Annotated in this window: 19 protein-coding genes; 6 read left to right on the top strand and 13 right to left on the bottom strand. The window is 46.5% G+C overall.

Annotated features, from left to right (window positions below; translation table 11 throughout):
* The first annotated feature begins 357 nt into the window (after window positions 1-357).
* On the top strand, window positions 358-3,225 hold the full coding sequence (uvrA, locus tag AC1RR2_RS03030; RefSeq protein WP_493220997.1) for an excinuclease ABC subunit UvrA: 2,868 nt from the start codon (window positions 358-360) through the stop codon (window positions 3,223-3,225).
* A 550-nt stretch (window positions 3,226-3,775) separates the two neighbouring features.
* Window positions 3,776-4,354: an aminoacyl-tRNA hydrolase gene (pth, locus tag AC1RR2_RS03025; RefSeq protein WP_493220830.1), complete on the top strand. Its 579-nt coding sequence runs from the start codon at window positions 3,776-3,778 to the stop codon at window positions 4,352-4,354.
* A gap of 117 nt (window positions 4,355-4,471) precedes the next feature.
* On the opposite strand, the gene AC1RR2_RS03020 is transcribed toward pth, so the two are convergent.
* The 5 genes from AC1RR2_RS03020 to AC1RR2_RS03000 form a co-directional block, all read right to left on the bottom strand.
* The gene (locus tag AC1RR2_RS03020) at window positions 4,472-7,255 is read right to left on the bottom strand and encodes a TonB-dependent receptor plug domain-containing protein (protein ID WP_493220829.1); all 2,784 of its coding nucleotides are present in this window, start codon (window positions 7,253-7,255) and stop codon (window positions 4,472-4,474) included.
* A 540-nt stretch (window positions 7,256-7,795) separates the two neighbouring features.
* The gene (locus AC1RR2_RS03015; RefSeq protein WP_493220828.1) at window positions 7,796-7,993 is read right to left on the bottom strand and encodes a type II toxin-antitoxin system antitoxin; all 198 of its coding nucleotides are present in this window, start codon (window positions 7,991-7,993) and stop codon (window positions 7,796-7,798) included.
* Between the two features lie 6 nt (window positions 7,994-7,999).
* The gene (locus AC1RR2_RS03010; protein ID WP_493220827.1) at window positions 8,000-8,494 is read right to left on the bottom strand and encodes a hypothetical protein; all 495 of its coding nucleotides are present in this window, start codon (window positions 8,492-8,494) and stop codon (window positions 8,000-8,002) included.
* Between the two features lie 3 nt (window positions 8,495-8,497).
* Complete coding sequence (locus tag AC1RR2_RS03005; RefSeq protein WP_493220826.1) at window positions 8,498-8,626, bottom strand: hypothetical protein; 129 nt, start codon at window positions 8,624-8,626, stop codon at window positions 8,498-8,500.
* 15 nt (window positions 8,627-8,641) lie between these two features.
* Window positions 8,642-9,598 carry an SPFH domain-containing protein gene (locus AC1RR2_RS03000; protein ID WP_493220825.1) on the bottom strand — a complete coding sequence of 319 codons (957 nt, stop codon included), beginning with the start codon at window positions 9,596-9,598 and terminating at the stop codon, window positions 8,642-8,644.
* Between the two features lie 229 nt (window positions 9,599-9,827).
* Between AC1RR2_RS03000 and AC1RR2_RS02995 the strand changes: the two genes are divergently transcribed.
* Window positions 9,828-11,213, top strand: coding sequence for an MATE family efflux transporter (locus AC1RR2_RS02995; protein WP_493220824.1), 1,386 nt, complete (start codon window positions 9,828-9,830; stop codon window positions 11,211-11,213).
* A 141-nt stretch (window positions 11,214-11,354) separates the two neighbouring features.
* On the top strand, window positions 11,355-12,446 hold the full coding sequence (gene ychF, locus AC1RR2_RS02990) for a redox-regulated ATPase YchF (protein WP_493220823.1): 1,092 nt from the start codon (window positions 11,355-11,357) through the stop codon (window positions 12,444-12,446).
* A 906-nt stretch (window positions 12,447-13,352) separates the two neighbouring features.
* Here the strand turns inward: ychF and AC1RR2_RS02985 are convergent.
* Window positions 13,353-13,541, bottom strand: a complete 189-nt coding sequence (locus tag AC1RR2_RS02985; RefSeq protein WP_493220822.1) for a hypothetical protein — start codon at window positions 13,539-13,541, stop codon at window positions 13,353-13,355.
* 201 nt (window positions 13,542-13,742) lie between these two features.
* Between AC1RR2_RS02985 and AC1RR2_RS02980 the strand changes: the two genes are divergently transcribed.
* Window positions 13,743-14,795: an alpha/beta fold hydrolase gene (locus AC1RR2_RS02980; protein ID WP_493220821.1), complete on the top strand. Its 1,053-nt coding sequence runs from the start codon at window positions 13,743-13,745 to the stop codon at window positions 14,793-14,795.
* A gap of 262 nt (window positions 14,796-15,057) precedes the next feature.
* Here AC1RR2_RS02980 and AC1RR2_RS02975 read toward each other — a convergent pair whose 3' ends face one another.
* From AC1RR2_RS02975 to AC1RR2_RS02960, 4 genes are all read right to left on the bottom strand, one after another.
* Window positions 15,058-15,588: an REP-associated tyrosine transposase gene (locus AC1RR2_RS02975; RefSeq protein ID WP_493220820.1), complete on the bottom strand. Its 531-nt coding sequence runs from the start codon at window positions 15,586-15,588 to the stop codon at window positions 15,058-15,060.
* A 152-nt stretch (window positions 15,589-15,740) separates the two neighbouring features.
* Complete coding sequence (locus tag AC1RR2_RS02970; protein ID WP_493220819.1) at window positions 15,741-16,121, bottom strand: hypothetical protein; 381 nt, start codon at window positions 16,119-16,121, stop codon at window positions 15,741-15,743.
* On the bottom strand, window positions 16,105-17,091 hold the full coding sequence (locus AC1RR2_RS02965) for an RHS repeat domain-containing protein (protein ID WP_493220818.1): 987 nt from the start codon (window positions 17,089-17,091) through the stop codon (window positions 16,105-16,107). The genes AC1RR2_RS02970 and AC1RR2_RS02965 overlap by 17 nt, the downstream gene beginning before the upstream one ends.
* 244 nt (window positions 17,092-17,335) lie before the next feature.
* Window positions 17,336-18,130 carry a hypothetical protein gene (locus AC1RR2_RS02960; RefSeq protein WP_493220817.1) on the bottom strand — a complete coding sequence of 265 codons (795 nt, stop codon included), beginning with the start codon at window positions 18,128-18,130 and terminating at the stop codon, window positions 17,336-17,338.
* A gap of 120 nt (window positions 18,131-18,250) precedes the next feature.
* On the opposite strand from AC1RR2_RS02960, the gene AC1RR2_RS02955 reads away from it, so the two are divergent.
* Window positions 18,251-19,384 (top strand): GGDEF domain-containing protein, encoded by a 1,134-nt coding sequence (locus tag AC1RR2_RS02955; RefSeq protein ID WP_493220816.1) that lies wholly within the window; start codon window positions 18,251-18,253, stop codon window positions 19,382-19,384.
* Window positions 19,385-19,405: 21 nt separating this feature from the next.
* Here the strand turns inward: AC1RR2_RS02955 and AC1RR2_RS02950 are convergent, their stop codons facing one another.
* The 3 genes from AC1RR2_RS02950 to rsmD all read right to left on the bottom strand — a co-directional run bounded on the left by AC1RR2_RS02950 (window position 19,406) and on the right by rsmD (window position 20,950).
* Window positions 19,406-19,666, bottom strand: a complete 261-nt coding sequence (locus AC1RR2_RS02950; protein WP_493220815.1) for a YfhL family 4Fe-4S dicluster ferredoxin — start codon at window positions 19,664-19,666, stop codon at window positions 19,406-19,408.
* A gap of 47 nt (window positions 19,667-19,713) precedes the next feature.
* On the bottom strand, window positions 19,714-20,202 hold the full coding sequence (gene coaD / locus AC1RR2_RS02945) for a pantetheine-phosphate adenylyltransferase (RefSeq protein ID WP_493220814.1): 489 nt from the start codon (window positions 20,200-20,202) through the stop codon (window positions 19,714-19,716).
* A 106-nt stretch (window positions 20,203-20,308) separates the two neighbouring features.
* Complete coding sequence (gene rsmD / locus AC1RR2_RS02940; protein ID WP_493220813.1) at window positions 20,309-20,950, bottom strand: 16S rRNA (guanine(966)-N(2))-methyltransferase RsmD; 642 nt, start codon at window positions 20,948-20,950, stop codon at window positions 20,309-20,311.
* Window positions 20,951-21,066: the final 116 nt, after the last annotated feature.

Here is a 21,066-nt window from a genome sequence, read left to right as displayed (position 1 = left end):
TCATAAGAACAATACAGCAAAAAATACAGCAAAATTCAGGCAATTACCGAGTGCCGGCATCCCTGACCATGATTCTCGGGACAATTTGCTTGGACACCCGCGCTTATTTTTGAAAACCCGTTATAGTATCAGGTTGCTCGCTTTTCATTTCGAAATGCGGCTCAGAATTGTGTTTATTCGATAAGCTAAGATTAAATCCTGTTTCAAAAAATGGGACATATCCTGAATTGAATAAATACTCTTTTCTTTATTGCATTTAGAATCTCTTCAATCAGCAGGAATTGTTTCATGACCACTAGCAAAACTAAGAAATCCCTGAAGTCCGCACCAGCAGAAATCGAATTCGATCTGGTGGACATGCCGCTCCCCAAAAAGGATGCGATCCGGGTTCGTGGTGCACGTACACATAACTTGAAAAATATCAGCATTGATCTGCCTCGCAATAAGCTGGTCGTGATTACTGGCTTATCCGGCTCGGGCAAATCTTCGCTGGCGTTTGATACTTTGTATGCGGAAGGTCAGCGACGCTATGTGGAATCCTTATCAGCGTACGCACGCCAGTTTTTGCAATTGATGGAAAAGCCCGATGTGGATTTGATCGAAGGCTTGTCGCCCGCGATTTCTATCGAACAAAAAGCAACCTCACACAATCCGCGTTCAACGGTTGGCACCGTCACCGAAATTCACGATTACCTGCGTTTGCTGTATGCACGCGTCGGCACACCGTACTGCCCCGATCATCCTGAAAATCCTTTAGCAGCGCAATCGGTTTCGCAAATGGTCGATGCGGTGTTAGCGATGCCGGAAGATAGTAAGTTGATGATTTTGGCGCCCGTGGTATCGAATCGCAAAGGCGAACATGTCGATTTATTTGAAGCGATGCAAGCGCAGGGATTTGTACGTTTCCGTGTGCAAAGCGGCACGCACGATGCGAAGATTTATGATGTTGATGATTTGCCGAAACTCAAGAAAACCGAAAAGCACACCATTGATGTGGTAGTCGATCGCGTCAAAGTCAAAGCAGAAATCAAGCAACGTTTAGCTGAATCTTTCGAAACCTGTTTGCGCATCGCCGAAGGCCGTGCACTGGTGGTCGATATGGATAGCGGCCACGAGCAATTATTCTCGAATAAATTTGCCTGCCCGACTTGTGGCTATAGCTTACAAGAATTAGAACCGCGCTTATTCTCATTCAATAATCCTATGGGCGCTTGCCCTGAATGCGATGGTCTCGGTCATATCGAGTTCTTTGATCCTAAACGCATCGTCGCTTTTCCGAATTTATCCTTAGCGAGTGGCGCAGTCAAAGGCTGGGATAGACGCAATCAATTCTATTTCCAGATGTTGTCGAATCTCGCAGCATTTTATGATTTTGATCTGGATGTGCCATTTGAACAGTTGCCTGAAGCCGCACAACAAGTGGTCTTGTATGGCTCCGGCAAACAAAGCATACCGTTCACTTACATCAATGAAAAAGGTCGCACTGTCGTTAAGGAGCATACGTTTGAAGGCGTGGTAACGAATCTGCAAAGACGTTATCGCGAAACCGATTCTATGGCGGTGAAAGAAGAGCTAGCCAAGTTCATCAATGAGAAAGAATGCCCATCTTGCCAGGGCGCCCGTTTGCGCGTTGAAGCCCGTTTTGTCAAAGTCGGCATGGGCAAACAAGAACGCGCGATTTATGAAATCAGCGCGATGCCTTTACGTGAAGGCATGGACTTCTTCGGCAAATTGAAACTCACAGGATCGAAACGCGATATCGCGGATCGCATCATTAAAGAAATCAGCTCACGTCTGACTTTCTTAAACAATGTGGGCCTCGACTATCTCTCACTTGATCGTAGCGCCGACACCTTGTCGGGCGGTGAAGCACAACGGATTCGCCTCGCCTCACAAATCGGCTCAGGCTTAACAGGTGTGATGTACGTTTTAGATGAACCCTCTATCGGCTTACATCAACGCGACAATGATCGCCTGATCGGCACGCTCAAACATTTACGTGATATCGGCAATAGCGTGCTGGTGGTTGAGCACGATGAAGATGCGATCCGTTGCGCCGATTTTATTGTCGACATGGGTCTCGGTGCCGGCGTGCATGGTGGTGAAATCATCGCCCAAGGTTCACTCGATGACATCATGCAAAGCAAGCGTTCCTTGACTGCGCAATATTTGTCCGGCGCTTTGGAAATCGAAGTGCCGAAAAAACGCACTAGCTTTAATCCAGAAAAACAATTTGTGATCGCGGGTGCGACTGGCAATAATCTGAAAAAAGTGACGATGAAATTACCGGTTGGTTTACTGACTTGCGTCACCGGTGTTTCTGGCTCAGGAAAATCGACCTTGGTCAACGATACTTTGTATCTGGCTGCATCGCGTCATCTGTATGGATCACAAACTGAACCAGCCGCATTTGAGAGTATCAGCGGTCTAGAACATTTTGATAAAGTCATTGCCGTTGATCAGGCACCAATTGGCCGCACGCCACGCTCTAACCCAGCGACTTACACTGGACTCTTCACACCAATACGCGATTTGTTTGCGACGGTGCCGGTGGCCAAAGAACGCGGTTATAGCGCGGGACGTTTTTCTTTCAACGTCAAAGGCGGACGTTGCGAAGCTTGTCAGGGTGATGGCGTAATCAAGGTCGAAATGCACTTCTTACCTGACGTATACGTGCCCTGCGATGTCTGTCACGGCAAGCGCTACAACCGCGAAACTTTGGAAGTCCAATACAAGGGTAAGAACATCAACGAGATCTTGGCGATGACGGTGGAAGACGCGCATGAATTCTTCAAACCCGTGCCTTTGATCGCGCGTAAATTGCAAACCCTGCTAGACGTGGGACTCGGTTATATTCGCCTCGGTCAAAGCGCGACTACGCTATCAGGTGGTGAAGCGCAACGCGTCAAATTGTCTTTAGAGTTATCGAAACGCGACACCGGGCGCACTTTGTATATTTTGGATGAACCAACAACCGGTTTGCATTTCCACGATATCGCCTTGCTGTTGAAAGTGATACACCGTCTGCGCGATCAAGGGAATACCGTCGTCATCATTGAACACAATTTAGATGTGATTAAAACGGCGGACTGGATCGTGGATATGGGCCCCGAAGGCGGAGCTGGCGGTGGACGTATTATTGCCAGCGGCACGCCGGAAGATGTGGCGGCGAATGAGCATAGCGTGACAGGGCATTATTTGCTGCCGCTGTTGAAGAAGAAATAGAAATTTTCGCCGCAGAGGCGCTGAGTACGCAAAGAAAATCCTCAAAAAACTCTGCGCACTCTGCGCCTCTGCGGAAAAGCTTGTTAAACGATTCAGATGTAATTCACGTCATTCCTGCGCAGGCAGGAATCTAGTGTCGTAAGTTGATCAACGAACGCCGCTGGGCTCCTGCCTACGCAGGAGCGACACAAGAAAAGACACATCGTTATAGGAAGAAAACAGACTCTCGCCACGGAGGCGCAGAGTGCGCAGAGAAAATCCTCAAAAAAACTCTGCGCTCTCTGCGCCTCTGCGGTAAAGCTTGTTAAATGATTCAGATTTAATTCACGTCATTCCTGCGCAGGCAGGAATCTAGTGTCGTCAGTTGATCAACGAACGCCGCTGGACTCCTGCCTACGCAGGAGCGACACAAGAAAAGATACATCGTTATAGGAAGAAAACAAACTCTCGCCACGGAGGCGCAGAGTACGCAGAGAAAATCCTCAAAAAAACTCTGCGCTCTCTGCGCCTCTGCGGCAAAGCTTTTGATTTTAAAAATTCTTAAATTATTATGAGCATCAAACTAATCGTAGGTCTAGGCAATCCCGGTCCTGAATATGAACAAACCCGCCACAACGCGGGTTTCTGGCTGGTCGATCAACTCGCGGGCAGCAGCTTACAACGCGATAAAAATTTCAATGCCCTAGTCGCGAGGACGCGCATTGCAGGTGAAGAAGTTTGGCTATTGCAGCCACAAACTTTTATGAATCGTTCCGGGCAATCGGTCGGTGCGATCTGTCGCTTTTACAAAATCACACCCGAGCAAGTCTTGGTCGTGCATGATGAACTCGATATTGCACCTGGTTTAGCGAAGCTCAAAAAAGGCGGTTCCTCTGGTGGACACAATGGCCTCAAAGATATCACGGCAGCGCTCGGCACCCAAGACTACTGGCGCATGCGCATAGGCATAGGTCATCCACGTACTTTGAATTTACAACAAGGCGTCGCTGACTTTGTTTTGCATAGGCCACGCAAAGAAGAGCAGCCTTTAATTGATGAGTCGATTGCGCGTGGCTTAGAGATTATTCCCATGCTGATCAAGGGAGAGTTTGCCGACGCGATGACGAAATTGCATACGATTACAAAGTAGTTTTTCACAGCGATTTCACTGACATTTGATACAAAAAAAACCCGCCGCACAAAATGTGCGGCGGGTTTTTTATTGAACAGAGTTCACACTCTGTTCAGATTTCGAACACCGACTTCATTAGAACTTGTAAGTACCGTTCACATAGAAAGTACGGAAGTTTGGCGCCCAGCCACCACGCCAATCAGTTGGATTCTCTGCACCGAACACATTGCCCACGAAGAAATTGAGCTTAGTATTTTTAAAACCAGAGTATGTCAAGCTGTAGTTCGTCGTGATACCAGCATCAATACGCTCGCAAGTTGACAAGTATTCAGCGGCTACTTTTTGTGTTGCGCAATAAGTTGGAGATGACAAGCTGTTAGCACTGTAGCCGCTGATATAACTAACGACTACCGAATTATCCCAATTGCCTGTTTTCAATGCAGCAGTTACTTTCGCACCTAACTGACCACCGCGATCATAAGTACCGACAACGTTCTTATTCCATTTGCCATCGGCAACACTGTAAGTTTGGTAATTCATCTCGTAATTACCATCGAGATTCAAACGCAAAGTGCCTACGCCATCCAATTTGAAACTTGATTTAACGTCGAAATCAAAACCAGAAGCGCGTGTTTTGCCACTATTCACGTACGGGTTATACACCAAGCCCAATTTTCCGATATTTTGGAAAGTGATGGTATTTGCAGGTGCATATTTTTTCACCAATGCCAAGAACTCATTGTCAGCCGCTGAATTATCAACGCGCAACAATTGACCTGCTGGCAAACTAGCTTCGCCTTTCAGAATATCAACTACAGAGCGTGTACCAATTTCGTCTTTACGTTCGATATTGTAGTAATCGATACCAAAATTCCATGTTTTAGATGGTGCAAATACCAAACCCATCGTAAATGAACGTGAAGTTTCTGGTTTCAGATTTGGATTGGAAGACACGAAACTTGGCAAGCTTGCGGAACAATCAGTCGCACGATAACCGTTACCCAATGCCTTGTCGCCAGTCGTTGCTGCTGGGTTATTCTGGATCAAATTATTCAAGTCATTCGCGATAGGGCAACGACGCAAATCGTTGTTACCATTGGATACTGAACTACGACCCAAACCATTACCGGACTCGACGATGTTAGGCGCACGGAAACCACCAGATGCCGTTGCACGTACCAACAAACTGTCAGTTACTGTGTAACGCAGACCCAATTTGGGAGACAAGTGAGCATCGAAGTCACCTTGTTTGTCAGCACGCAGAGCCACACTTGCTTCTAAATCTTTAACCACTGGAATCGTTGCTTCAGAGAAGATCGCGTATTGATTACGTGTATCTTTTACTTGCAAACCAAAAATACCAACCAATTCGCCGTTCAAGACATTGTCAGAGCTCTTCATTTCATAAGCTTCGTGACGGAAATCAGCACCCAACGCGAATGACAATGGACCTGCTGGCAATTGCATCAATTCGCCAGTCAAAGTAGCATCCAGGAAAGTAACCGCAGATTTACCTTTAGTGGTACGAATTGGGAACATGGCTTCTAACAAAGCACTGTCGTTTTGCTTACCGAAAACATAAGTCTTGTTGACGATCGCGTCGGTATAGCCTTTTGCACTAGTTGCACGAGTGACTTTATCAGCGCTAGCTTCCATATGACCGAAAGCGGACTTCCAATCGTAGTTACCCAAAGAACCTTCCAAAGCCAACATCGCACGATATTGATCGGAGTTAGTCTTATTGAAGTTAAAGCCATTACCTGTGTCCATCAAACGCGCACGATATTCTGTTGGTGTCTTATACGGATTGCTTGGATGACCTACTGGCAATTTTGGATAGGAAAATGGACCTACCATTTTATTCCCGTACACGTTGTACCAAACGTTGCCAGTTGATACCAAAGTGGTGAGTGGCGCCAAGATGTAAGAGTCGAAAGAACTAGAGTAAGTGACTTCAAAATTTGCATCGATATCGGAGCCAATTTTGAAACGTGTGTTACTTGCCAATGCATAACGTTCGCTATTGGTTGTCTGACCAGCATAAGGCAGCGTGTCAAACTTACATTGCTTGTCGACTGGATCGATATCGCTTGCTGGACAACCAGGTGCCGCCACGATATTGGTGCTGCTGATGAAGTAGTTACCAGTTGCTGAGTAAGCGCTCTTCGCATCCCAAGTAGAACGACCTGGTGTCAAACGGTGCCAATCTGGATACAGATTACGCATTTCGCCAGTGGTGTAACCGTCACGTTTATTACCTTCGATAGTTAAGTAGGTATTGAAACCATCTTTAGCCACATCACCGAAGCCATAAATCGCAGAAACGTTACGGGTACGACGGTCAGATAAATTTTCTGTAGTTGTGTAACCCGCTTTAATTTGTGCGCCTTGGAAATTTTTACGCAAAATGATATTGATAACACCTGCAATCGCATCAGAACCGTAGATAGCCGATGCGCCATCTTTCAAGATTTCAATACGGTCGATAGAATCCGCAGCAATCGCGTTCAAATCGGTAAAGTTGTCTTGCGCGCCATCTGACAAACCATAAGGTGCGATACGACGACCATTCACCAAAACCAAAGTAGCGACTTTGCCTAAACCGCGCATACCAACAGCAGAAGCACCAGTTGCAAAGCTACCTGAGGAGTTAGATGCCGCATTCAAGCTAGTACCAACAGCGACGGAATCCGTGAGGATGCCCAAGGCAGTAGTAGCACCAGTACGCTCAATATCTTCACGCGTCATCACTTGTACAGAAGCAGTTGTTTCCGTATTCGTGCGTTTAATACTGGAACCAGTGATTTCAACTCTCTGAACTCTTTCTGGCGCTTGTTGCGCGAACGCAGGAGTAAATGCCGCCAATGTGTTCACCACACCGACCGCTACTAAAGCTTTGGTCATCTGTTTGAGTTTCATGTTTTCTCTCTTGTGTTATTGAAAAAATTTCACATACCGCGATAAAACAGGCTTGCCCTGCCATCTATTTATGAAACATTATTTTCATTATTAAGGTAAAGCAGCTTGCAATAATACAAGAATTTTACATATTTTGCGTAAACATCTTTTCAGTTTATTGTCATTGCCATGCATAAGTGTGAAAACAATTATACGTATAGTGAAAATTTAATTTCAAATTAGACATATTAACAAGTGAAGGCAAGAAATATTTCTCTTGAGAAAATTTAAACTTAGCACGCGAGGCAAGCGATAAAAATGAAAATAAATTAACTAGGTGGCTCCCCGCCGCACGTCGTAGAATCGAAATGCATTTCGCGGCCGAAGGGAGTAAAGCGAGGGAAATTGCGAAATGCAAAGAGAGGGAGTTGACGATCTGAAATTACGATCGGAAATAAGAGAGTTTAAGCGAAGTATTAAGATGCGGGTCACTTAAGTAGAGACCGCCAAGAACCAAAAACAAAAGCGCAAACGACCATCACCAAGTTAGGGCCTGTTGACCTAGGCTTGATCTGATCCTGTCGTCTGCTCAGCACTTAACTCAGGGAGTTTCCTGCCCCGTTGCTGCAAAGCCTGGCGCAACAGATACTCCACCTGCGCATTGGCACTACGCAATTCTTGCGCAGCCATACGTTCAATCTCGCTCCACAGAGCGGGATCGATACGCAGTGGAAATGATTTTTTACCAGGGCTTGCCATATGCCATCAAGATTGTGTTGCCAGTGCCGCGTTCAGTTTGGCGCATAAAACTTCGGGTTGCGCCGAACCGATACGGATTTTTTTTCCATCGGCCTTGGTGATACGTACCGCACCATTGCCCGCTGCGTTATACAACATACCTTCTCTCGTAAAACGTATGCCTTTGCCTTCGTACCAAAAAGTTTGACATACTTCAACGTGGGCAATCTCTGACAACTTTAAGCGCCAGTTAGGCCAGCCAAACACGCCGAATTGCCATTGCAATTCTTGCGCGCTCATCTTAATCGTCAGATGCCCGAATACACTTAAGACCAGCAAATTAATCACCGCTATCAATAACAAGCTCTGCAGCAATTGTCTCACTGGCAGTTGGCGCCCATCAAATAAGCCAACGCCCAAAGTCAGTAAGGGCAGAATTATCCACAATAGGGCTACCCACTGGCGAGTTTGGTAGCTCGCTTGCGTGTTCGCGGGATTAGCGGCTTGATTTATCGTATTCACGTTTTAAACCTCGTTATTCATTTTCTCAATAGTCTGCATGGGCGCGCAGACGAGTTGGCGTTTCTTCTTCTTTTGATGACTTTGCGCTAAGGCGGCGATAAAAATAATCAAAAATACGGGCAGTATGCTCATCAAATAACTCCTTTTTTAATTATACAGAGTGCCTGTGTTGACCACAGGCTGGGTTTCCCGATCAGAACACAAAACGACGAGCAAATTACTAACCATCGCCGCCTTTCTTTCGTCATCGAGTTCTACAATTTTTCTTTCAGATAATCCCTGCAGCGCTTCTTCGACCATACTGACAGCACCATGGACGATCTTTTTACGAGCACTGATAATGGCTTCTGCTTGTTGGCGACGCAACATCACCTGAGCAATTTCTTGTGCATATGCCAAATGCGTTAATTTTGCATCTTCCACATCAATACCCGCAGCGGCAAATCGATTATGTAATTCTTGCCGCATGGCATCCGCGACCACGTCCATACCAGCCCGCAGCGTCGTCTCGCCTTCACTCAAATCCTCACCGTCGTCGTAAGCGTACTGTGAAGCCAAATGGCGCAGCGCCGCTTCGGCTTGCACATTCACGAAGCGTTCGAAATCATCAACGTTGTAAATGGCCAAAGCTGTTTCTTGCACTCGCCAAACAATAGCGGCGCCGATCTCAACCGGATTGCCGCGCTTATCATTGACCTTTAATGGCGGCGTATTCAAAGTCCGGGCGCGCAGACTTAATTTGCGTTTACTAAAAAAAGGATTCGCCCAGCGCAGGCCTTCGCTCCGGTCTGTGCCTTTGTATTTACCAAAAAGCGACAACAAGGCTGCCTCATTGGGCTGCAACATATACATACCCGTTAACAGGAAGATTCCCAGTGCGACAACAACAAGTCGTATCAAAACGGCACTGACTGCAGGCTGCTGTCCTTCCAGCAGTAAATTCACAAAGGTATAAATACCACCCACAATTAGCAACAAGCCAAATGCGATCATCGCATAGCCATCCATAGACGCATATTTAAATTCGCGCATTGCCAGCTTCCGCTCCTCATTCGGGGCTTGCAGCTTGCTGCTTTGATCAGAAACTTTTTTTACCGTATCCATTCTTTTCTCCAATGAATCAATTTCAACTTATTCGGAATTACTAACAGCGCATAGAGCATTTATTACAAATGCAGGTTTATAAGCAAGATGAAATCAAAGTGATATCACTTTAAGATCATTGTTTCGGCTTGTCAAGTGGAATTCGCAAAATTTAAAAAACCACAACAACCACCATTTTTTGCGCTTCAGGTAAGATGAGGGCAAATATAAAAGCCCGTCTTTCTCATCCATGAAAACCCAAATACGCACCGAAGTTAGCAAACTTTGGCAAATCGCATGGCCAGTCCTGATCGGGCAATTGGCGACTGTCGGCATGTCCGTGGCCGATGTGGCAATGACTGGGCACCTCAGTGCTCAAGATTTAGCAGCGGTAGCACTTGGAGCATCGCTTTGGTCAATTATTTTGGTCACGGTGATGGGCGTGATGATCTCAGTCAACGCGGTGGTCGCCCATGAAGTCGGTGCAGCGGCACTTGATAAAGTCCCGCATATTGTGCGGCAGGCCATGTGGATGGGCTTAGGTGTTGGCCTTATCGCCTGTCTCTTACTTAATCTATCCACTTTCGTTTTTGATTATCTGCAACTAGAGCCATTTGTACAGGCAAAAGCAACGGAATTTGTACGCGTGATCAGCGCAGGTATGCCGGCTTTTGCGATGTATCGCGCTCTGTATAGCTACACAACCAGCTTGAATCACACCAAACCGGTGATGGTCATCGCCTTACTGGGTTTGGCTTTTAACGTTGTCGTGAATTGGTTATTCATCTATGGCAAATGGGGGTTTCCGCAATTAGGCTCAACAGGCTGTGCGATTGCCACCGGAGCTGGCATGTGGCTGATGCTGGCAGCCATGATCTGGTGGACGCGTCGGGCACAGGTTTATAAAGAGACCTTTCCCTTCACCCACAGAGAGGCGCCCAAATGGAGCGAAATTCGCTCTATGCTGCGCATAGGCTTGCCGATTGGCGTCACCTATTTCGCGGAAGTGTCTGCCTTTTGTGCCGTCGGCTTATTAGTGGCGCGCTTTGGTGTCGTGGCGATCTCTGCCAACCAAATTGCCTTGAATTTTTCTTCTCTGGTGTTCATGGTGCCTATGAGTCTCGGGATTGCACTGACCACGCGGGTCAGCCAGACTTTGGGAGAGCGAGATGTCGTCAGAGCGCGCTTCATTTCCTGGACTGGGGTTGGCGTTTCCTTGGTATTCGCCGTTTTTTCAGCGACTTTTATGACCCTAATGCGACACCAGGTAGCCGCTGCCTATACTTCAGATCCAGCTGTCCAGGCCGTCGCGGCTAATCTGTTACTGCTGGCCGCGATTTTTCAGCTTTCTGATGCGGCTCAGGTAACCCTTTCTTGCGCACTACGCGGCTACAAAGTGACACGTATCCCTATGTTTATTCACATCATGGCGTTTTATGGCTTTGCCCTACCGATAGGCGCGATCTTAGGACTATCACCGACCTGGTTCCCTTGGCACCCAGCGCAACCTATGGAGGCCGCTGGTTTTTGGATAGGTTTAGTGCTCGGCCTCACCGTAGCAGCAATTTTATTAGGGATTTTCCTGCATCGCCTGTCTAGTACCAAGATCGCCTATGACACGCACATGACTGCCTGAGCTTAATGCACGACAGTGGTTTTACAGTCGTTTTGACAGACACTGGTGTAAAATAGCGCCTTATTTCAAGATTTCCCCCAAATTTTGACCCTATTCTGTTTTCACCTGAGTCAGCTCAGTTATTTCTAAGTAAAGTTCATCATGAGTCTTCAATGCGGTATCGTCGGCCTGCCTAACGTCGGCAAATCTACTCTTTTCAATGCCTTGACCAAAGCAGGCATTCCCGCAGAAAACTATCCTTTCTGCACGATAGAACCGAATGTAGGTGTGGTAGAAGTACCTGATCCGCGCCTCAAACAATTATCCGATATCGTCAAACCAGAGCGCATACAAAACGCCATCGTCGAATTTGTCGATATCGCTGGTTTGGTCGCAGGCGCTTCAAAAGGCGAAGGTCTAGGCAATCAATTTTTAGCGCACATCCGCGAAACGGATGCGATTGTGAATGTGGTTCGTTGCTTCGAAGATGACAATGTGATTCATGTGGCGGGCAAAGTCAGCCCTCTGGACGACATCGAAGTCATACAAACCGAACTCTGTTTAGCTGACATGGGTGCAGTTGAAAAAGCGATTCATCGCGAAAACAAGAAAGCGCGCTCAGGCGACAAAGACGCAATGAAACTCGTCACCCTGCTTGAGAAAATCATGCCTGGTTTAAACGAAGCAAAACCAGTGCGCGCGATGGGCTTGGACAAGGAAGAAATGGCACTGATCAAACCGATGTGCCTGATCACTGCAAAGCCAGCCATGTATGTGGCCAACGTGTCGGATCATGGTTTCACGAATAATCCTTTACTCGATCAATTAACCACTTACGCCGCGTCCCAAAACGCGCCTATCGTTGCCATTTGCGCCTCAATCGAATCTGAAATCGCAGATCTGGAAGACGCCGACAAAGCAGAATTCCTGGCCGACATGGGCATGGAAGAGCCAGGCTTAGATCGTCTGATCCGCGCCGCTTTCAAACTACTAGGCTTACAAACTTACTTCACCGCAGGCGTCAAAGAAGTACGCGCCTGGACGATTCATGTGGGTGACACTGCGCCACAAGCAGCTGGTGTGATCCACACCGATTTCGAACGCGGCTTCATCCGTGCACAAACTATCGCATTCGATGACTACATCACCCACAAAGGCGAAGCTGGCGCGAAAGAAGCCGGAAAAATGCGCGCTGAAGGTAAAGAATATGTGGTGAAAGATGGCGATGTATTGAATTTCTTATTCAATGTGTAAATAGCGTCTCAATTGCAATCCCCCTATCAAAGCCGCGTTTTTACGCGGCTTTTTTGTTGCTAAAAACGATGTGCGTCCTTTAAAAGTTCAATCACGCATTGCATCTTTGCGTAAAGAACGCAATATCACTCAAGTACAGTTAGCAGAAGCTTTGAATGTGTCACAGTAGACCGTACAAGCGTATGAGGTTGGACGGCGCAGAATTCCCGTCTCCGCCTTGCCTGTGGTATCGCGACTGCTGACAGTATCGCTAGATGAATTATTTGGAGAGGCGAAACGGTTGGCGAATAAGCGTGGACCTTCTTCACAATTACAGTGCAGCATCGAGCGCATCAGCGCTTTGCCGAAACCGAAACAGAAGTCTGTGATTGAAATTTTAGAGGCATTGGTGACCCAAGCTAACGGGTAATTGCTTTTTACTTAGCCGCTAAAAAAAAGAAACCTCTCACATCCGGGTTACCGGAGGGAGTGGCTTTTTTTGTTTACAGATAAAGAAAGATCAGCAGTTTTGGAACATCAACATATGGCCAGCGTCTTCATGCGGCGCAATACGCCTGCGGCTATTGACGCCCTACTTATTGCGCCTTACTGCGTTGGCGATTGAGTGCTTTATGCCGTAAATTTGCTTTTTACTTAGCCGCTAAAAAAAGAAACCACTCGCATCCGTGTTACCGGAGGGAGTGGCTTTTTTTGTTTACAGATAAAGATAGATCAGCAGTTTTGGAACATCAACATATTGCAAGCACCTTCATGCGGCGCAATACGCCTGCGGCTATTGATGTCCTACTTATTGCGCCTTACCGCGTTGGCAACACAACCCATGCATCGATACGCAAGGGATGCTTTTGACGCACCTGTTAAACGACATTCCTAAGCAATTCGATTTCTCGCACAAGTAAATCATTCTTATGTCGCTGCAACAGATTGACCGTGAAGAACCACGTTCACCGGCAACAAATGCACATCGATAGTTGGGCATGGATCTATGAGTTTTGATTGGGTGTGATTGGTTCTAATTGCATGCGTACGATTGCGCTTCGCTTTATTCATACCTACGCTGGCTAAGGAAACATAATGCTTACGAGCCATAAGCATTATGATCCCACCTCTGTTTTTGCGATATAAAACTGTCTTGTGTATCTATTGGTGGCATTAGAGCCGCGCCTAGCGTAAATGGCGATATGCGACAGGGTTGAAATGATCCCGGTCACGTTCAATTTAATTTATCATTCCACCACGATTAAATTGGATCGCCAAAGTTACAGCGTGTCCACCCATTCATATAAGTGATCAAACATGTTCAAACCAGTTTTAAACCTGTCCCTACTCGCCGGCGTAGTTTTTACTGGGCTAGCTTTTGGTGCTCCCGTAAAGCCTATCAATACCAATGAGACAAGCGACAAGCGCAGTCAATTTGCCAAACCGCAGCAACTGGTTGATATCGGCGGGCGGCGCCTTAATCTGTATTGCAGCGGCAGTGGAAAAACCACCGTGATATTTGATGCACCTGGCGGCGAAGCCGGCTGGAATTGGGTGCATGTGCAGCCAGCAGTGGCCAAGCAAACGCGTGCCTGTATTTACGACCGTGCTGGTTTGGGTTTTAGTGATCCTTCAACGCGACCACCAACCTCGGGCAATGCGGTGGAAGATCTTCACACGCTGCTAGCTGCGGCCGGAATTGCGCCACCATATATCATGGTTGGAGCTTCCTTCGGTACCGCCAACGCCCAACTGTTTGCCTATCGTTACCCGACCGAAGTGAGCGGATTAGTGTTGGTAGAGGCGGAACATGAAGATAGCCTTGTCCGTTTGAATAAGGCGAGTCAGGGAAAGTTCGCACAGATACAAACGATGTTTTCCGATATAGAAAAAGCCTGTCTCGCAGAGTCTGAAAAAGGATTCCTGCCAGGCAGCGAGCTGCAACGTACTTGTTTTAGCGAAACTGAAATTGGCTCCGTTAGCGATGGTCGCGGACTTGATGCCGCACGTAAGGTTCAAAACATGTCACCAGCGTATTGGCGTTTGCGCCAGGCTGAATCCGATGTTTGGGCATCTGGAAATCCGGAACTGCGTGCCGCGCGCGGTTCGTTCGGCGCGCTTCCCGTCATAGTTTTGGTGCGTGGGCTCAGCCCATTCGCGCAACCGGGTAAGCCACAAAGTGCCCTCAACAAAGCAGTTGAGGCGGAAAATCTATCGATGCAAAAAGAGATCGCTGCCTTATCTCAACGCGGCACTGTCCGTATCGTGCCAGCTGCTGGACATATTATTCATGCCACGCATCCACAAGCTGTGATCAAAGCCATTGCGGATGTAATGGCACAAATTTCACAGCACCCGATGCAGCGATAATACGGTGTCGCATCTAAGGACAAATATTTTTTACGAGCCATAGGCATGATCCCACCTCCGTTTTTGCGATTTAAAACTGACGTGGGATTAGCTTATTTAATTAGTAAATAATTGGCGACATTTTTATTTAAGTTTATTGCCTTTTGAGGTGGATGTCTTGTGTATTTTGCCGGTGACGGCACGTCTTAACAACCAGCCTCTAACATGCTAAGTAAAGTCAGCAAGGTAGGTACGATTAAAGCGCAGCGTAATCGTACGCATGTCAATCGCCACCACCAACTTGAATTTCCAAATCACCGCCCCAATCCAATGGATAAATTCCGTTCTCAACGTGACGGTGAAAGGTAGAGTAAGGCCAATCGCGTACGCATTTCACCAAACCATGTTTCAAAGGGTTGAAGTGAACATAATCGACATGCCGTTGAAAATCAAGTTCATCTCTGATCAAGTGTTCCCAAAAATGTCGCTGCCAAATGCCCCGTTCACCGTACTTTTGGCGCGTCGCAGATATTCTTTCTTCCCTTGGTAAAGCACGAGAAAATGCGCCTTTGATCAGGCGCCATCGCAAACTAAAATCGCTGTCGCCGGGCGGCAGAGTCAAAACGCAGTGGAGATGCTCTGGCAACACAACCCATGCATCGATGTGAAAGGGATGCTTTTGACGCACCTGTTGAACGACATTCCTAAGCAATTCGATTTCTCGCACAAGTAAATCATTCTTATGTCGCTGCAACAGATTGACCGTGAAGAACCACGTTCCACCGGCAACAAATGCACGTCGATAATTGGGCATGGATCTATGAGTTTTGATTGGGTGTGATTGGTTCTAATTGCATGCGTACGATTGCGCTTCGCTTTAATCGTACCTACGCTGGCTTCAATGTCAAATGTAAGGTCAGACCCCGTCCTTAGCCTGACGCAATGACCCCTATCTTATGCGTTGCCCTATTGTTGACCTTGTTTTATGAACCGCCACATCCCTAATATAAGGTATGGCATCAAGAATAATAAAAAAAATGAAAAATAAAAAATTGAAAATCCATCTTCAATACCAAAAAAATTCTCAAATTGTGTAGAAATAGTGATTGGCATCATCACATTCAAAACCCATCCTAAAAAACTAAACCCTACATTTAAGACTAATTCATCACGTTTCTTCCCTTTGTAAATATAATTCATCGCTATGAGAAAAATTTGAAGAAATACCAAGCCGAATAAAAAAATGATAAGAACCATGGGATCTCCGCTCGCATACGCTGGGGTACTCATGGTGATGGCCAAAATAGCAAACCAAACTCTCCCATTTTTTCTAGTTAAAACATTCACAATTTAGCCTTTTAGGTAATCGACGATTCATAAAGTCATTCCACGCTTCGCTTGTTAAATTTTCAAGTGCGGGATCGTAAGATAGCTCTTTCCAGACATGTGAAATTTCTCTCCCTTTTCTTACAAACCAATTTGCCTTTTCTCCCCAAGGTTGAAAGCCACGATGTGAAGGAGATGTCATATCTTGTATCGTATGAAGACCGATACCAAACTGACGTGCCCCCCATTCCGGTTGCCCGCGATCTTGAGCATCCCAACCAGCCTGATATTGTTTATCAATAAAATCTTGTGCTTTCTGGCAAGCCTGTTTTCTTGTGCCGTCAAAAGTAGGGCTGTACATTCCATGCCTAAAAGCACTAGCAGCATCCTGAAATTGCTTTCCGTCTGCATAATTTGTTGCATCAACAAGCGTCAAATAATATTTATGTGGAATAGTTGAATTATAGATAGCTCTCTGAAGATACCAAAATCCTTTCTGAGATGGATGCAATCCGAGTGGATCAGAATCAATAGTAGGGTAACCATTCACATACCCAAAGGTATTAACCCCGCCACCCAACCCAATCGGATCACTCTGCACGTAACGCCCTATGCTCGGATCATAATCCCTAAAGTAGTTATAGTGCAGCCCAGTCTCCTTATCAAACACCTGCCCAGGAAACCGCAAATTCATCACAAAGTCATTCTGCGCCCCAGTATTACCCGCATTCTGATTCGGCAAACTCTCACCAAACGGTGTACCGATCCACTCCCAAACACTATTCCCACTGGCATCAGTCACCATCCGAGGCGTACCCAAATGATCCGCATGAATATCATAAATCTTCGCCACACTGGCCGTGACACTCACTGGTACCACGCTAGTGGTTGTACTCGCACCTATGTTGTCAGTCGCTTTGGCCGTGAGGTTGTAACTACCTTGAGTCACGTTTTCCCACAGATAGTTGTAGGTCTCTTGGGAAGAAAGCAAAGACACCCACCTCAAAAAGCAATAAAAAATAAAGCCAAACCCGATATCCCACCGTATCGCCTTTGAGAAAACCTATAGTCTAAAAAACCCTCAAGCCATAATCCCACCTAAGTTTTGCTAACTAAAACTAGCGTGGATATAAGCCATTTGATTAGCCAAAATAAACGGAGAGTCCTTCCTTAAACATCGTATTTTCTGTGGCAGTCTTTTCAAATTAGTTCGTATAAGTACCGGCCTGAATACCTCATTCTTCCTCCGCAAACTCAAGCTCAATTAGCGCATTATTCCCCAAGGACAGATCAAATAAATTGACAATGAATCCTCGCGCATCCTTACTTAACTGCAACACCTCTATGCGCGATTCACTAAATACTTTGGCGCTGATCAAGCGTTGGTTTTCATAAAAGGTCCAGTTCAAGCGTGGTGACTGGCATAAATTGTCTGCGGTGACACCGCGCAAATTAAATTCTCTGCGCAATTTTTCGATATTTTCCATCGCCGCAAACACTTCGCAAGTAAGTCGCAGATCGCCCATGCGACGCTGATGCTGGGATAAGCTTGGCGTACGCAGTGCCAACAAATTCCATCGCACCCAATTTTGTTTTTGATTCAAGACCAGATCTGCATTTTCATCTGCTGCTTTCGGATTGCGTGGCAATTCAAAGCTACCATTATCGGCCAATGCAATGGGTATCTGTATCGTATCACCGACAATCTTGAGACGGATGTCTGCTATCGCCAGCCCTTCAACTTGTGGCCTGACAATAAAACGCAATTGCGTGTCTGGTGCCAATGCGTGGTGTCGCTCGAACGCATTCAAGCCACTCAGCATTTGGCGATAAGGCTTCCAGTCCTGATCTTTCATGCCACTCACCTGCACCGCTTGCACAGCCTGACTCAGTTTCTGTCGTGGCTTCACGACAACTGCGTTTTCGTCCGCAGGAGATACAACTTGGGCGTGCTGTGCCGAAAAAACAAGCGAAGCCGTGGAGAGGAAGAAGGAAATCAGTGAGCCTGTCATCAAAACAAAGACATTCATAGTATGTGAAAAAATGTGAGTTTTTGTTAGCAATTTTTGTTGGCAATAGCGGGCTATGATACAGTAATAGCATTGTTGCAAAAATGCTTTTATTTGAACCCCCTGCTCGCGAGAGATCCCATGGATAAGTCACTTACGTTTACGGCCAATCAACATGGCGATCCTATGCAACATGAAGTCGAGGTGGTGCGAGCTCAGTTGAACGATTTGCTGGCAGAGGCGCGCCACAATCAAGAGATACTATCGCGTCATCAAACGCTGGACTTACAACTCATAGGTGCTCACAGTTTTCGCGAATTAATAGGACATATTTTTGTGACGCTGGCGGAGATCTGTGAGCTTGATCAAGTGAGCTTATCGCTACTCAATTCGCAGCACAATTTGCAGGAAATGCTGGCCGATCTGAAAATTGATAATGCCGAATTCCCTTTGCTACTTTTTGTGCAAAACGAGACAGAACTGCGTCTCAACGATAAACCTCTCAGAAAACCCGTACTTGGTGTCTACGACCCAATTCAACACAGCAAATTATTTGCGCCCTGCACAGATCAGCCGATTAGTATCGCGGTTATCCCATTGATACGACAAAGTAAATTACTGGGAAGCTTGAATTTAGGTAGTAGCGACCCTGAACGTTTTGTCAGCGATATGGGTACCGATTTCATCGAGCGGCTTGGCTCTATTATCGCGATCTGCCTTGAGAATGTGATTAATAGTGAGCGTCTGACCCAAATCGGCCTAACCGATGCCTTAACCAATGTCAGTAATCGTCGCCATGTAGAGCTGCGTATGTTGGAAGAAATTGCGCGCGCACGTCGTCAGCATTACGGCATTTCTTGTATGTATCTGGACATCGATCACTTTAAGAAAATTAACGATGTACACGGCCATCAAGGCGGTGATGAAGTCCTAAAAGAGACGGCGAAGCGCATCAAAGCAGAATTACGCCTGAGCGATACTTTGGGACGATTTGGCGGCGAAGAATTTATTGTGTTACTGGTCAACGCCAGTCATAGCGACGCCAAACATGTCGCGGAACGGATACGCAAGAGCGTGGCCGATAAAGCCTTCATTTTGAGCATGACAGGATTGTGTGACGTCACTTTATCGATAGGCATTGCTACCCTGTCGGATGATCACAATCTGGGAGAAATTGAAAACGCGGCGCAGACTTTATTGCTGCGCGCCGATCGGGCTTTGTATGAGGCGAAAGATCAGGGGCGAAATCGCGTTTGTGAATCACTGGAAGACTGACACTTTGCGGTAGTTTCCGTTTTAAGTTTTTTTTGCGGCGGCTTGCAGTGTTTCGTATTTCGCCATCAATTGCTCTTTGGTCTCACGCCATGCGGGATTAAACGGAATGCAGCTGACGGGACAAACTTGCTGACATTGCGGCTCGTCATAATGCCCTACACATTCCGTGCACTTATTCGGATCGATCTCGTAAATCTCTGGCCCCATATAAATCGCTTCATTGGGGCATTCAGGTTCACATACATCACAATTGATGCAATCATCGGTAATTAGTAGCGCCATAGTGGTCTTTATTACTTATTTCTAGGTCGTTTCAACTTAGTTGAAACTTAGTTATTTTGTTCAGTGATTTTTTTCTTCAGCCAGGCATCGACTGAAGGAAAGACAAATTTAGAAACGTCACCGCCAAATTGCGCAATCTCGCGCACGATCGTGCCAGAGATAAATTGGTATTGATCCGATGGTGTCAAAAACATGGTTTCAACATCTGGTAATAAATAGCGATTCATGCCTGCCATTTGGAATTCATATTCAAAATCTGAAACCGCGCGCAAGCCGCGCACAATCACTCGCGCATCGTTCTTACGCACAAAATCTTTGAGCAAACCCGAAAAGCTTTCTACCCGAACATTGGGATAATGTCCCAGAACTTCGTTCGCGATGCTTAAGCGCTCTTCGAGTGAGAAAAAGGGTTTTTTATTTTTGCTGTCGGCAACACCGACTATCAAGGTGTCAAACAAGCCTGAAGCTCGACGCACCAAGTCTTCATGGCCACGCGTGAGCGGATCAAAGGTGCCTGGATAAACAGCTGTAACCATTTTTTTTCCTTGGTGTGTAGTGTGCGATTTTTACCAAATTCATATCGACGCTTGCTCTTTATCGACAGACTTAGTATTTAATTTTAGATGCGCATTATCCCAGATTTTAATCCGCTTCACCGGACTCAGTGTTGCGTTGCAACAAATGAAAGTACACACTGCCTGCCTTATCTTGGCGCAAGACTTGCCAACCTGTACACCATGCCGGCACACCAACACCGTCCTGCGCGCTGACAGTCTGCTCGGATTCCACATACAAAACACCATCAGGCTTCAATATATCCGCACACAGTGGCATAATTTTTTCTAGGAAACCGAGGTTAAACGGTGGATCAAGAAATATCAGATCAAACTTTTCAGCACGGGAAACCAGATGTTGAGCCAATAGCAAAGCGTCACCACGCTGCAAAGTAATCTGTTCTGCATTTAACTTCGCTTTAGTTTGTTCTAATTGCTTGAAAGCTGGCGTAAACGCTTCAAACATAGTCACTTTCGCGGCACCACGACTCGCTGCCTCAAAGCCCAGAGCACCACTTCCGGCAAACATATCAAGACAAACAATGTGCGTCCACTGGCTGTTAAACACATGATTCAACCAATTAAATACCGTCTCACGCACCCGATCCGGTGTTGGGCGCAGGCCATCCGCGCTGATCACAGTCAAAGGGGTACGCTTCCAGTCGCCGCCAATAATGCGGACTTGATGGCTAGCCTGGCTATGATTAGCACGCTTATTTACATTGCTCACGGAGGAGAACGAAGGTTTGGGGCGATTCTTGTTGTGATTCATAGCGGGGGCGGAAAATCGTCAGTGTGCTCTGTTAGAATGGCAGCATTCTAAAGGTTTTTCGCAGCAGGTCTGGT

Source organism: Undibacterium sp. GW821-FHT11H02, assembly GCF_058808015.1.
The sequence above is the reverse complement of the archived record's forward strand: the minus strand, read 5'-3'. Positions and strand labels throughout refer to the sequence as shown.

What these genes read in the sequence shown, in the direction of transcription:
- AC1RR2_RS02985 (WP_493220822.1), bottom strand. Translation starts at nt 13,541, where the DNA reads ATGCTTATGGCTCGTAAGCATTATGTTTCCTTAGCCAGCGTAGGTATG.
- ychF (WP_493220823.1), top strand. Translation starts at nt 11,355, where the DNA reads ATGAGTCTTCAATGCGGTATCGTCGGCCTGCCTAACGTCGGCAAATCT.
- AC1RR2_RS03020 (WP_493220829.1), bottom strand. Translation starts at nt 7,255, where the DNA reads ATGAAACTCAAACAGATGACCAAAGCTTTAGTAGCGGTCGGTGTGGTG.
- AC1RR2_RS02980 (WP_493220821.1), top strand. Translation starts at nt 13,743, where the DNA reads ATGTTCAAACCAGTTTTAAACCTGTCCCTACTCGCCGGCGTAGTTTTT.
- coaD (WP_493220814.1), bottom strand. Translation starts at nt 20,202, where the DNA reads ATGGTTACAGCTGTTTATCCAGGCACCTTTGATCCGCTCACGCGTGGC.
- AC1RR2_RS02995 (WP_493220824.1), top strand. Translation starts at nt 9,828, where the DNA reads ATGAAAACCCAAATACGCACCGAAGTTAGCAAACTTTGGCAAATCGCA.
- AC1RR2_RS03005 (WP_493220826.1), bottom strand. Translation starts at nt 8,626, where the DNA reads ATGAGCATACTGCCCGTATTTTTGATTATTTTTATCGCCGCCTTAGCG.
- AC1RR2_RS02975 (WP_493220820.1), bottom strand. Translation starts at nt 15,588, where the DNA reads ATGCCCAATTATCGACGTGCATTTGTTGCCGGTGGAACGTGGTTCTTC.
- AC1RR2_RS02950 (WP_493220815.1), bottom strand. Translation starts at nt 19,666, where the DNA reads ATGGCGCTACTAATTACCGATGATTGCATCAATTGTGATGTATGTGAA.
- AC1RR2_RS03000 (WP_493220825.1), bottom strand. Translation starts at nt 9,598, where the DNA reads ATGGATACGGTAAAAAAAGTTTCTGATCAAAGCAGCAAGCTGCAAGCC.
- pth (WP_493220830.1), top strand. Translation starts at nt 3,776, where the DNA reads ATGAGCATCAAACTAATCGTAGGTCTAGGCAATCCCGGTCCTGAATAT.
- AC1RR2_RS03015 (WP_493220828.1), bottom strand. Translation starts at nt 7,993, where the DNA reads ATGGCAAGCCCTGGTAAAAAATCATTTCCACTGCGTATCGATCCCGCT.
- uvrA (WP_493220997.1), top strand. Translation starts at nt 358, where the DNA reads ATGCCGCTCCCCAAAAAGGATGCGATCCGGGTTCGTGGTGCACGTACA.
- AC1RR2_RS02955 (WP_493220816.1), top strand. Translation starts at nt 18,251, where the DNA reads ATGGATAAGTCACTTACGTTTACGGCCAATCAACATGGCGATCCTATG.
- AC1RR2_RS02960 (WP_493220817.1), bottom strand. Translation starts at nt 18,130, where the DNA reads ATGAATGTCTTTGTTTTGATGACAGGCTCACTGATTTCCTTCTTCCTC.